The sequence below is a fragment of the Proteiniphilum sp. LBM24028 genome (assembly GCF_056629195.1).
Genome location: NZ_CM152817.1, coordinates 263,057 through 275,803, shown reverse-complemented (window position 1 = coordinate 275,803; position 12,747 = coordinate 263,057). Strand labels below are relative to the sequence as shown.

At 48.7% G+C, this 12,747-nt stretch carries 12 protein-coding genes; all 12 read left to right on the top strand.

Annotated features, from left to right (window positions below; translation table 11 throughout):
• The first annotated feature begins 11 nt into the window (after window positions 1–11).
• The 12 genes from AC1HCU_RS01060 (at window position 12) to AC1HCU_RS01005 (ending at window position 12,719) form a co-directional block, all read left to right on the top strand.
• The gene (locus AC1HCU_RS01060; RefSeq protein ID WP_480367998.1) at window positions 12–380 is read left to right on the top strand and encodes an NADH-quinone oxidoreductase subunit A; all 369 of its coding nucleotides are present in this window, start codon (window positions 12–14) and stop codon (window positions 378–380) included.
• A complete protein-coding gene (locus AC1HCU_RS01055; RefSeq protein WP_480367995.1) occupies window positions 356–1,000 on the top strand; it encodes an NADH-quinone oxidoreductase subunit B in 645 nt (214 codons plus the stop codon). Before AC1HCU_RS01060 ends, AC1HCU_RS01055 begins: the two co-directional genes overlap by 25 nt.
• Window positions 1,001–1,022: 22 nt before the next feature.
• Entirely contained in the window at window positions 1,023–2,654 is a 1,632-nt protein-coding gene (locus tag AC1HCU_RS01050; protein ID WP_480370971.1) for an NADH-quinone oxidoreductase subunit D, read from the top strand.
• Between the two features lie 43 nt (window positions 2,655–2,697).
• Window positions 2,698–3,822, top strand: a complete 1,125-nt coding sequence (nuoH, locus tag AC1HCU_RS01045; protein WP_480367993.1) for an NADH-quinone oxidoreductase subunit NuoH — start codon at window positions 2,698–2,700, stop codon at window positions 3,820–3,822.
• A 34-nt stretch (window positions 3,823–3,856) separates the two neighbouring features.
• The gene (locus AC1HCU_RS01040; protein WP_480367990.1) at window positions 3,857–4,375 is read left to right on the top strand and encodes a 4Fe-4S binding protein; all 519 of its coding nucleotides are present in this window, start codon (window positions 3,857–3,859) and stop codon (window positions 4,373–4,375) included.
• Window positions 4,372–4,911: an NADH-quinone oxidoreductase subunit J family protein gene (locus AC1HCU_RS01035; RefSeq protein WP_480367987.1), complete on the top strand. Its 540-nt coding sequence runs from the start codon at window positions 4,372–4,374 to the stop codon at window positions 4,909–4,911. The genes AC1HCU_RS01040 and AC1HCU_RS01035 overlap by 4 nt, the downstream gene beginning before the upstream one ends.
• A gap of 2 nt (window positions 4,912–4,913) precedes the next feature.
• On the top strand, window positions 4,914–5,249 hold the full coding sequence (nuoK, locus tag AC1HCU_RS01030) for an NADH-quinone oxidoreductase subunit NuoK (protein ID WP_480367985.1): 336 nt from the start codon (window positions 4,914–4,916) through the stop codon (window positions 5,247–5,249).
• A 4-nt stretch (window positions 5,250–5,253) separates the two neighbouring features.
• Window positions 5,254–7,155, top strand: coding sequence for an NADH-quinone oxidoreductase subunit L (nuoL, locus tag AC1HCU_RS01025; RefSeq protein ID WP_480367982.1), 1,902 nt, complete (start codon window positions 5,254–5,256; stop codon window positions 7,153–7,155).
• A 22-nt stretch (window positions 7,156–7,177) separates the two neighbouring features.
• On the top strand, window positions 7,178–8,656 hold the full coding sequence (locus tag AC1HCU_RS01020; RefSeq protein WP_480367980.1) for a complex I subunit 4 family protein: 1,479 nt from the start codon (window positions 7,178–7,180) through the stop codon (window positions 8,654–8,656).
• A gap of 22 nt (window positions 8,657–8,678) precedes the next feature.
• Window positions 8,679–10,103, top strand: a complete 1,425-nt coding sequence (locus AC1HCU_RS01015; protein ID WP_480367977.1) for an NADH-quinone oxidoreductase subunit N — start codon at window positions 8,679–8,681, stop codon at window positions 10,101–10,103.
• An 87-nt stretch (window positions 10,104–10,190) separates the two neighbouring features.
• Window positions 10,191–12,017, top strand: coding sequence for a TrkH family potassium uptake protein (locus tag AC1HCU_RS01010; RefSeq protein ID WP_480367975.1), 1,827 nt, complete (start codon window positions 10,191–10,193; stop codon window positions 12,015–12,017).
• 12 nt (window positions 12,018–12,029) lie between these two features.
• The gene (locus AC1HCU_RS01005; protein ID WP_480367973.1) at window positions 12,030–12,719 is read left to right on the top strand and encodes a potassium channel family protein; all 690 of its coding nucleotides are present in this window, start codon (window positions 12,030–12,032) and stop codon (window positions 12,717–12,719) included.
• The last annotated feature ends 28 nt before the right edge of the window (window positions 12,720–12,747 follow it).

The following is a 12,747-nucleotide window of genomic DNA, read 5'->3' as shown; positions in this document are numbered from 1 at the left end:
GTAAATCATATATGACAGATAGCACTTTTTTTGTTGTCGTTCTCCTGGCAGGAATTACACTGGTTGCAGGGGGGCTGGGGTTGGCATTGCTGATCTCGCCGAAGTCACTCAATTTTCAGAAAGGAGAGCCCTACGAGTGCGGACTCCCCACTCACGGCACGTCGTGGATGCAATTCAGGGTAGGCTATTATTTGTATGCCATTCTCTTTCTGATGTTCGACGTGGAGATTATCTTTTTGTTTCCCTGGGCCACCATAGTCCGTAGTCTGGGAATGACGGGGCTGGCAAGTATCCTTATATTTATAGCAATTCTAAGCCTGGGCCTCGCCTATGCATGGAAAAAAGGAGTTTTGGAATGGAAGTCAGAGATATCAAAATAAAAGCGTTTCCGGCCGAAGAGTTCAAGGATAATGAAACCCTTCAGCAATATATTGATGCATTCAAAAAGGAGGGTGGTAGTGTAATTGTCGGCAAACTCGATCAGCTGATAGACTGGGGCCGTGCCAATTCGCTTTGGCCTCTCGCTTTTGCCACCAGCTGCTGTGGAATTGAATTTATGGCAGCGGCCTCCGCGCATTACGACCTTTCCCGCTTCGGAATGGAGGTCACCCGCAACAGTCCCCGCCAGGCCGACGTGATGGTGGTGGCAGGAACCATCGTGAACAAAATGGCACCACTGCTTCGCAGGGTGTACGACCAGATGGCAGAACCGAAATATGTGGTGGCCATGGGGGCCTGTGCCATTTCGGGAGGACCTTTCAAGAACTCCTACAACGTAATACAGGGCGTAGACCGCATTGTACCGGTAGATGTGTTCATCCCCGGATGCCCGCCACGTCCCGAATCATTGTTCTACGGACTGTTGCAATTACAAAGAAAGGTAAGAATAGAGCGTTTTTTCGGCAACAAAAGGATCAAAAGAAATTATCGGCCCGAAACGCTGATTCACCCGGAGACGGGGGAATCCATTGATCCGCAAATTGATTTCGACAATGAATAATCGGGACGAAACCGACAAAACAATGATGGATATCACACAAATCATACAAAGAATCGCACCTGATGCGCAGATAGAGGAACGGCAAAAGCTTACTGTCACCGTAAAGCCCGGACAGCTGCACCGGGTAGTGGAGGCACTGTACCGGAACGAAGAGCTTCCTTTCGACTATCTGGTAAGCCTTACGGGAATGGACTGGGGAGAGACGCTGGGAGTCATTTACCAGTTCTCTTCCTCCGCCGATCTTACGCAGGAAGTAGTTATAATGACCGCTACTGCCGATCGCGAAAACCCGCTGTTGTATTCCATCACCGACTTCTATGAGACGGCTCATCTGAACGAACGCGAAGTGTATGCCCTGTTCGGCATCCGCTTTATCAACAACCCCGACATGCGTCGGTTTCTGTTGAATGATCAGTGGAAAGGTTTCCCTTTCCGCAAGGATTACAAACACGATGCCGGGTTAAATCCGGTAACCGTGATCAGCAGCGAGATCGTGGACCTTGCTCCCTGCATCAGGGAGACAGCCGGTGGAAAGCTGATAGAAGAAAATAATCCGGTGTTTGATGCGGAAGACTATATCGTGAACATCGGCCCACAACACCCCTCCACGCACGGCGTGATGCACTTCAGGACATCGCTCGACGGTGAGATCGTAAAAAAGGTGGATGTGCACAGTGGATATATACACCGGGGAATTGAAAAGTTGTGCGAAAGCATGACCTACCCGCAGATGCTGCACCTGACCGACCGTCTCGACTATCTGTCGGCCAACATCAATCGCCATGCCCTGTGCATATGCATAGAGAAGGCAGCAGAGATAGAAGTCCCCGAGCGGGCACTGTATATCCGTACCATCATGGATGAGCTGCAGCGTATCAGTTCCCACCTTCTCGCCTGGGCTACGCACTGTAACGATCTTGGCGCTACCACTGCGTTTATTTATGGCATGCGTGAAAGGGAACACATTCTCGATATTTTTGACAAGACCTGTGGCGGCCGGCTCATCATCAACCAAAATGTGGTGGGCGGGGTCATGTTCGACCTTTATCCGGACTTCCAGAAAGATGTGAAAGCATTCATCCCATATATGCGCGGGAGGCTGAAGGAGTACGACAACTTCTTTTCACACAATGCCATTGCCCTGGGCCGCATGGTGCATATCGGACTTCTCAGCCGGGAGGATGCCATCAGCTACGGTGTCACCGGTCCCGCCGGAAGAGCTTCTGGGTGGTCGTGCGATGTACGCAGGTACAAACCCTATGCACTGTATGACCGCGTGGAGTTCAAGGAAATTGTACGCACCGAAGGCGACTCATATGCACGCTATCTGAACCGGCTCAACGAAATAGCCGAGTCGCTTCACATCATTGAGCAGCTGATCGACAACATTCCTTCAGGCGAGATATGCGCCAAGGTGAAGCCAATAATCCGTGTTCCCGCGGGTCAATTCTTTCAAAGCGTGGAAACGGGAAAAGGCGAGTTTGGTGTATTCATAGAGAGCAATGGTGATAAAAACCCTTACCGTGTAAAATTCCGGTCCCCCTCACTATCGGCTGTTTCAGTGATTCCCTTGATCTGTAAGGGTGCCTTTCTCTCAGACCTCATCGGTATCACCGGATCAATGGATTTTGTAATCCCCGACATTGACCGATAGAGACAGATAACAATAATAAAGGAAATTAAACCGATTGAAAACGATGCTGATCTATTCACAACCCCTGGAGCTGACAAAACTCCTTGCGGCGATTGATAATTTTTTACAGGGCCATCTCTCTCCGGGTTGGGCTGTCCCGGTGAAAGGTATACTGGTGGGCATTCTGCTCCTCGCGGCATATGCCATTATTGCGTTGGCACTTATATATATTGAACGTAAGGTAGCCGCCTTCTTTCAGGCACGTCTGGGTCCCAACAGGCTGGGAAAGTATGGAACTATCCAGTCACTGGCCGACATGATCAAGATCCTGATCAAGGAGGTTATCCATATAAGGAAAGCAGATAAACTACTGTTCTATGCCGCTCCCTTCTTTGTGATTGTAGCTTCTGTCCTTGCGTTCGGGGCCCTTCCCTTTGGAATAAACCTGCATGCACTCGATTTTAATATCGGGGTATTCTACCTGCTGGCAGTATCATCACTGGGGATCATCGGTATATTGCTGGCGGGATGGTCGAGCAACAACAAATACTCCATGATCGGCGCCATGCGCAGCGGAGCCCAGTTTATCAGCTATGAGCTCTCTGCCGGATTTTCCCTGATGACCATCGTGGTGCTGAGCGGGAGCATGCAGTTCTCGGAGATCATTGAGGGTCAGCGATACTGCTGGAATCTGTTTAACGGACACCTGCCGGCGATGATCGCGTTCGTCATATACCTGATCTCTGGCCATGCCGAGACCAACCGTGGCCCCTTCGACCTTCCCGAAGCCGAGTCGGAACTCACCGCAGGTTATCACACCGAATACTCCGGATTACAGTTCAGTTTTTTCTACCTGTCAGAGTATCTCAACATGTTCATCGTGGCCGCCGTAGCCGCCACAGTCTTCCTGGGAGGATGGATGCCCGTGCAGATAAAAGGCTGGGAGGCATTCAATCAGGTAATGTGGTACATCCCCTCCTGGGCATGGTTCTTTGGAAAAGCAGGTTTGCTGATGTTTTTCAGTTTGTGGGTACGCTGGTCCTTTCCGCGGCTGCGTATTGACCTGCTGCTGAATCTGGAGTGGAAATACCTGCTACCCATAAACCTGGCAAACCTGCTGGTGATGGTGGTAATTGTCTTGTCGGGATTCACACTGACAGATCTTTTTCCGGCCCTATTCGGTAAATAATATGTTTAATCCAACAGCGTAAGTTCAAACTGATATGAAGTTTATACAATATATAGGAGGTATCTTCACCGCCCTGAGATCGCTCGCAGGGGGAATGATCGTCACCTGGAAGGAGCTGCTGACACCCAAGGTCACGATGGAGTATCCGGAAAACAGAAAAACGCTGGTCATCTCGGACCGCTGGCGTTCGGAGCTGATCATGCCGCACGACGAAAATAACGAACACGCCTGCACTGCCTGCGGCATTTGCATGATCAACTGCCCGAATGGTACCATCCAGGTGACTTCGTCGTCGATAGACACCGAAGATGGCAAAAAAAAGAAGATACTGGATAAGCACCTCTGGGACTACGGAAGTTGTACCTTCTGCAATCTGTGCGTGATCACCTGCCCGTCTGACGCCATTATCTTCAACAATGACTTTGAGGGAGCCCTGTTCGACAGAAGCAAGCTTTTGCATCGCCTCAATCATGAAGGATCGAAGCTGCGCGACAGAAAGAAGGAAGCATCCACCCTTGACACATCCGCAAAAAAAGAAAATAAAGAAGCATGACGGAACAAATTATATTTTATCTGCTGGCCATTGTGGTCACAGTCTTTTCGATTCTGGCAGTGACAAGCAAACGGATTGTCCGCTCGGCCACATACCTGTTGTTTGTGCTACTGGCCACTGCCGGACTCTACATGCTGCTGGGTTATTATTTCCTGTTTGCCGTGCAGGTGTCGGTCTATGCCGGCGGAATCATGGTGCTGTTTATCATGGCCATCTTTCTCACTCACAAGCCAGGCAACAACGTCAGTATCAAACAGGGCTGGAGAGTTCGTTTGTCTTTGCTGCTATCGGTTGCAGGGCTGTTGTTATGTGGTGAGATTATCCTGAATAATACCATCGGGATAGTCCGGTTTGCCGGCAAGGAGGAACCGACCATGCAGCAAATTGGTACCGCCATGCTGGGAACGGGAAAACAGCAGTATTTACTCTCATTCGAGATGATGAGCATCCTGCTGCTTGCCTGCATTGTGGGTGCCATACTGATTGCCCGGAAAACGAAGACAGAAAAGAATGAACCAAACGAGACGGAACTATAAATATGGGAGAACTACTGATCAATAATACAGGAGTACCGGTACTGGCTTATCAGCTGGTGAGCCTGATCATGTTTTTTGCCGGTATCTACGGCTTCTTCACCCGCAGGAACTTAATGATGATACTTATTTCTGTGGAGCTGATACTCAATGCCGCCGATATTAATTTTGCGGTATTTAACCGGTATCTCTATCCCGGTGAGATGGAGGGTATGTTTTTTGCATTGTTCACTATTGCCATTGCAGCTTGTGAGACTGCGGTGGCCATCGCCATCATCATCAACGTATACCGGAATTTTGGAAATGCCGAAGTGGATAACCTCAAAAAGATGAAAGGATAGACGCATGGAATATACACTCATGATACTACTTCTGCCCCTGGTCTCCTTCGTGCTTTTGGGTCTGTCCGGCAACAAACTGAGTCACAAGACATCGGGAATGATCGGGACGGGAAGCCTCCTGATGGTGACACTGCTCTCCTTTTATGCAGCAGGGGAGTACTTCACGACACAAAAAGTCGATGCTATTTTTCAAACACTGATACCGCTGAATGTGCCCTGGCTCAATATGGGTGCCAATCTGCATATCGATATGGGAGTCCTGCTCGATCCGCTCTCGGTGATGATGCTGGTGGTGATCTCCACCGTCTCGCTGATGGTACATATCTACAGCCTGGGTTACATGAAGGGAGAAAGGGGATTTCAGCGTTACTACTCCTTCCTCTCCCTCTTTACTTTTTCGATGATGGGATTGGTGTTGTCGACCAATATTTTTCAGATGTACATCTTCTGGGAGCTGGTGGGTGTCTCCTCCTACCTGCTCATTGGTTTCTATTATACAAAGCCGGCTGCCGTGGCGGCTTCCAAAAAGGCATTCATCGTGACCCGCTTTGCCGACATGTTTTTCCTGATCGGTATCCTGGTACTCTCCTACTTTACGCAGACCTTTGATTTCGGCACGCTCACATCGGGCAACAGTGCTATTTTTCAACAGGCTGTCTCGGCACAATTCTTGGGAGCCTCGGCACTGGTATGGGCCATGGCACTGATATTCATCGGCGGTGCCGGCAAGTCTGCCATGTTCCCCCTGCATATCTGGCTACCCGATGCGATGGAGGGCCCTACTCCGGTATCGGCGCTGATCCATGCAGCCACCATGGTGGTGGCCGGCGTCTACCTGGTGGCACGGCTCTTTCCCGTCTATGTGCTGTTTACACCGCAGGTACTGGAAGGGATTGCCTATGTGGGTGCCTTCACATCGATGTTCGCGGCGGTCATTGCCATTGTGCAGACCGATATCAAACGGGTACTGGCATTTTCCACCATCTCCCAGATCGGCTTTATGATGGTGGCACTTGGTGTCTCGAAATTCGATGGACATGAGGGGTTGGGATATATGGCTTCCCTGTTCCATCTCTTCACCCATGCCATGTTCAAGGCACTGCTGTTCCTGGGGGCGGGCTCTGTGATTCATGCCGTTCATAGCAACGAGATGGAGAAGATGGGAGGATTACGCAAGCAGATGCCGGTAACCCACCTCACTTTCCTGGCCGCGTGCCTCGCCATTGCGGGAATTCCACCCTTTTCCGGTTTTTTCAGCAAGGATGAGATTCTTTCGGCTACCTACCAGTACAACACGGGGCTGGGCATCTGGATGACGCTGGTGGCAGCACTCACCGCTTTCTATATTTTCAGACTATACTTCTCCATCTTTTGGGGAAAAGAGAAGCAGCATGCACATACTCCCCAGGAGTCGCCCAAATCGATGACTTTCCCTCTGATATTTCTGGCAATACCCACACTGCTGGCAGGATTCATCCCCTTTGGTCAATTCGTGACGGCCGACCGTGCACCCTACAGCATACACATGGACTGGCTGGTAGCGGTGATAAGTGTTATTGTGGCACTTGAAGCCATTTTCATTGCCAGCAAGTTGTATCAGCATCCTGACAAGAAACCGGCAACGGTTCCTTCCGGCCTGAAAGGATTTCACAAGGCTGCAAGCCATCGTTTTTACGTGGACGAGGTATATCTGCTTATCACCAGAAAGATTCTGTTCAATGGCATCTCGCGGGCTTTTGCCTGGTTCGACCGCCATGTGGTAGATGGCTTCATCAATGGCCTTGCCACGGCAACCGACTGGTTATCCGTCAGGATCAGGGGCTTTCAGTCCGGTGAAACAGAGTGGTACGCCTGGGTATTTCTTTTCGGGACCTTGCTGATTACGGCGTGGATGCTGTTTGTTTAAATGATTATAAAGAAATAGAGATATGAATTTTTTATCCCTCTTCGTTCTCCTTCCGCTGCTGATGATTCTCGCCCTGTTTGTGGCACGAAACAGAAAGCAAGTCTTGGGAATCATGGTCGCCGGAAGCTCAATGCTGGTGACTCTTGCAGCCTTTCTTGCTTATAACTATATCACTGTTCGTAACAGCGGAAATACCGATCCCATGCTCTTCACCGCCGCCCTGTCGTGGTTTAAGCCACTTCACATTCAGTATGCTGTGGGAGTAGATGGTGTGTCGGTCGTGATGCTCTGCCTCTCTGCGGTGATTGTCTTTACTGGTACTTTTGTCTCGTGGAAGATGGCACCGCTCACCAAAGAGTTTTTTCTCTGGTTCTCACTCCTTGCCACCGGAGTCTTCGGTTTTTTCATCTCACTGGACCTGTTTACCCTGTTTCTTTTCTACGAGACGGCGCTGATACCGATGTATCTATTGATCGGCGTCTGGGGCAGCGGCCGGAAAGAGTATTCGGCCATGAAGCTGACCCTTATGCTGATGGGATCTTCCATGATCCTGCTGGTGGGCATCCTGGGTATTTATTTCGGATCGGGGGCGACCAGCATGCATATTTCCGAGCTGGCACAGCATACGATGCCGGTGGAACTGCAATATTTCTTCTTTACCCTCACCTTCTTCGGATTTGGTGTATTGGGTGCCCTTTTTCCATTTCACACCTGGTCGCCCGACGGACATGCATCAGCACCGACAGCCGTCTCCATGCTACATGCCGGTGTACTGATGAAACTGGGCGGGTATGGCAGCTTCCGGGTAGCCATCTCTCTGATGCCGGAGGCGGCTGAAAAGCTCTCCCCCATTTTTCTCATTCTCACCGCCATCGGGGTGGTGTATGGCGCTTTTGCCGCCATCCGGCAGACCGACCTGAAATATATCAACGCCTATTCGTCGGTGAGCCATTGCAACCTGGTCCTTTTCGCCATTCTGATGCTCACGCAAACGGCACTCACGGGGGCAGTGCTGCAGATGCTTTCCCACGGGATGATCACGGCCCTGTTCTTTGCATTGATCGGGATGATCTACGGCCGCACACATACGCGGTTGATCACCGAAATGGGAGGTTTGATGAAGATCATGCCTTTTCTGGGTGTTTCTTTCGTGATTGCCGGATTGTCCAATATCGGCGTTCCCGGTTTAAGCGGCTTCGTGGCCGAGATGACCATTTTTGTAGGTGCTTTTGAAAATAATGACCTGCTACGCCGCATACTGACCATCGCCACCATCACATCAATCGTGGTGGGAGCAGTATACATCCTGCGCACCATCGGAAAATTCCTTCAAGGCCCCCTACAAGACCCGGAACACCTGAAACTCGATGATGCCCGCTGGCATGAGCGACTGGCTATAATTATGCTGATTGCAGGCATCCTGTATCTCGGTTCCTTCCCAACAGGAGTTGCGGATATAATCAGCGACAGCTTCGGTAGCATGCTGCAAGTAGCAAAGTAACGATAAAAAACAGTACGTATCCATGAGTTATTTCGATCATTTTATGACAATGCGCAGCGAGGTTTCGCTATTGGCGGTAATTCTCTTTTTGCTGCTCTTTGATATCATCGCCGGGAAAAAAGGTGAAAAATATTTTCAGCCGGTGGCAATCCTTCTCTTTGTCGCGCACACCCTATTGAACCTTGTTCCGGCAGCAGCGGGTGAGTCTTTCGGCGGCATGTATCAGTATCATCCCGTGATGACAATCATTAAGACCGTGCTGAATGTGGCCACGCTGATCATTTTTCTGCAATCGAAGCATGTGTTCGACGGAAATGAGATGAAAGATCAACGGGGTGAATATTATTTCCTCACACTGAGCACCCTGCTGGGAATGTACCTCATGATTTCCAGCGGCCATTTCCTTCTGTTTTTTATCGGACTGGAAACCGCCTCTATTCCACTGGCTACACTTGTAGCATTCAGTAAACATTGCAAGAAATCGGCAGAGGCGGGAGCCAAGTTTATCCTCCTCTCGGCCTTCTCTTCGGGTATCCTGCTCTTCGGCATCTCTTATCTGTATGGTACGACGGGCAGTCTCTACTTCGCAGAAGTAGCCACGAAGCTTACTGTCAATCCGCTGCAGATCATGGCTTTCATCTTCTTTCTGTCAGGAATCTTTTTCAAAGTATCGTTTGTACCGTTTCATCTGTGGACTGCCGATGTATATGAAGGTGCCCCCACAAATGTGACCTCCTATTTGTCGGTCGTCTCTAAAAGCTCGGCCGCCTTCGTTTTAATGACACTCCTTTTTAAACTGTTTGCAAGTTATCTGCATGAATGGCAGACGCTGTTGTTCTGGATCATTATTGTGACCATCACCGTGGGGAACCTGTTTGCACTCCGACAGCAAAATACAAAGCGCTTTCTCGCATTTTCCTCCATCTCCCAGGCAGGATACATCGCCCTGGGGATCATCAGCGGATCGGCACTGGGTATGGCCACGATGATCTATTACATCTTTATCTATCTCTTCTCCAACCTGGCCGCTTTCGGTGTGATTTCCTCCATAGAGAGCAGGACAGGGAAAACAGATATTCCTGACTACAAAGGGCTTTATCAGACTAACCCGAAACTTAGCTTCGTGATGATGCTGGCCATGTTCTCACTGGCCGGCATTGCTCCCTTTGCTGGTTTTATGAGTAAATTTTTCATTTTTTCCGCAGCCGCACAACAGGGATACTATCTGCTGGTAATTGTCGCCGTGGTCAACACCATCATTTCACTCTATTACTATCTGAGGGTGGTGAAAGCCATGTTCATTGATCAGAACGGCCAGCCGCTACCCGCGCTCAGGACAGACATCTGGAACAGGGCCAGCCTGATCATCTGTACTGCTGCGATCATCTTCGTGGGACTCCTCGGTTTTATCCTCGATATGATCGAGAAACAAAGTTTTGGAATATAACGGAATATTGAACATTTATCTGATTTTATTTATCTACTTTTGGTCCTTATTCTCGTTGAAATCTAACACGTTTGGATATAAGAGAAAATGCCATTCCTGCAAAAAACAAAGGATACCGGCCATCAGAATGTATCACTGAAAGAATACCCACTTGATGGTGAGGTGAAAAAGGGAAATCTGCACAGGTTCATCCACATACTCCCTTTTGTTGCTGCCTTTTTAGCAGTTTTGATCAGTATCACGGATGTCGCTTTTTTATACAACAGCGCGCTTCGGGCGATATTTAATCTTTACTACAATGGAGTACTCCTGATCGGCATCCTGTCTCTATCCACACGGTATCTCCAACACCGGAAAGTTATCCGCAAAATAACAGCCCTGATGGATTTGCTGTTGCTGACAGCCTTGCTGCTGGGTTTGTTGTACAATGCATGGAGTGCGGTCTCCCTTTCACTGCAGCCCGCCCATGGCTTTATGACACTCTTTTTGATGGTCTCGTTCCTGATCCGGGAGTTTTTCCATCTTCGCATGCAGGTCAACTACCGACGTCTCGGACCGGCTCAGCTGTTTGTAATAAGCTTTCTTTCCACAGCCCTGTTGGGAAGCTTCCTTTTGATGTTGCCTGATGCCACCACAGGGAGCATCTCCTATGTGGATGCCTTATTCACCGCGACCAGCGCCGTATGTGTTACAGGATTAAATGTGCTGGATACGGAGTTGTCTTTCACCCTATTGGGGCAATCGATCATCTTACTATTGATACAGGTTGGAGGATTGGGAATCATGACCTTCACCACCTATTTCAGCTATTTTTTCAAGGGAGCCTCATCCTACAAGAACCAGCTACTGGTGAAGGACATTACCAATGATGAACGTTTGGACAATGTCTTTTCATCCCTGAAAAGTATTTTGCTTATCACCGTTGTTATTGAAGGATTAGGCTTTGCACTGGTTTTCCTCTCACTGGATATAAAGGATATCTCTCTGCCCGAAAGGGCATTCTTCTCACTTTTTCACGCCATATCCGGTTTTTGTAATGCCGGCTTCTCCACGTTGTCAGGCAATTTGTATGACATGCGCATTCGTTTCAATTATCCGGTGCACATCATTATCTCTTCGCTTATCATACTTGGGGGATTGGGATTTCCCATCATACACAACCTTTGGGAATATACCACAACCAACATCCGCAATCTTTTCAAAAGAATTTTCAGGGATGAAAAATATACCTATTCATCGATGGTGCTCAATGTCAATTCACATATTGTATTGATCACCACGGCTCTGCTGTTGATAATCGGCACGCTGGGGTTCTATATTTTTGAGCGGAATGGCGTATTAACCGGTTATTCTTCCTATGCTGGAAAATGGACCGCTGCTTTTTTTGGTTCCGTAACGACACGCACGGCCGGTTTTAATAGTACTGACACAGCAGCATTGTCTGTTCCCACCTCACTTATCTTTATTGTGTTGATGTGGATCGGAGCTTCTCCGGCTTCCACGGGGGGTGGTATTAAAACAAGCACTTTTGCGTTGGCTTTTATGAATTTCATGGCACTGATCAGAGGTAAAAAGCCTGAATACAGAGGAAGGGAAATTTCTCAACTATCGATATCCAGAGCATTCGCCCAGATGACACTTGCCTCATTGTTCATCATGGTGACCACTTTTACAATGATCATCATAGAACCGGAAAAAGAACCGCTGAATTTGCTTTTTGAAACGGTATCTGCCTACGGCACTGTAGGGTTGAGCAGGAATGTGACACCTCTTCTGTCAGATGCCGGTAAGCTGGTCATCACTTTCACCATGTTCGTGGGAAGAGTCAGCCTATATACACTGTTATACAGTCTGATTAAACAGGTGAAATACAGCAAATACAGATATCCGACAGAAGAAATATTAATAAACTAAAATAAGCATGACATGAAATTTGTGGTGATAGGACTCGGACATTTTGGAGCAGCACTGGCAGAACGATTGGTAGCCATGGGCCACGAAGTGGTTGGGGTGGACAAGTCGATGAATCGTGTGGAGGCATGCAAGAACAGACTGACCAACGTCATCTGTCTGGACAGCAGTGACCCGATAGCTGCCAACCATCTACCTTTGAAGAATACCGATGTGGCAGTGGTCTGTGGAGGCGCAGATGAGGGAGAAAGCCTTTTAATCACAGCCATGCTTAAGAAGAGCGGGGTACAGAAGATCACCGTACGTTCCATCACGGGACTTCAGGAGAGTGTGCTGGAAGCAATGGGAATTACGGAAATCATCCGGCCCGAGGTGGAATCGGCTGAACACTGGGCCATGAAACTCTCCATCAAGAACTACATCAATCTGTTTGAAGTGACAAACGACCACTATCTCGTGGAGGCAGTGGTACCTCGCAAGCTGATTGGCAAAAGCATTGCTGAGAGCGAACTGAATAAGAAGTACAATGTGATTGTGCTTACAAAGCTGAAGCAAATCAGTCAGCAAAATCAGATTGGTGCAGAGAGAATCATTCTGAAAGCCGGTGATATTGTGAATGCCAAAACCATACTGGAGGAAGGGGATATTATTGTTGTTTACGGAAATAAAAATGATATCAAAAAAATGATAGACAACAATAACTAATTCACACCCGATATAAAGAGAACATTTC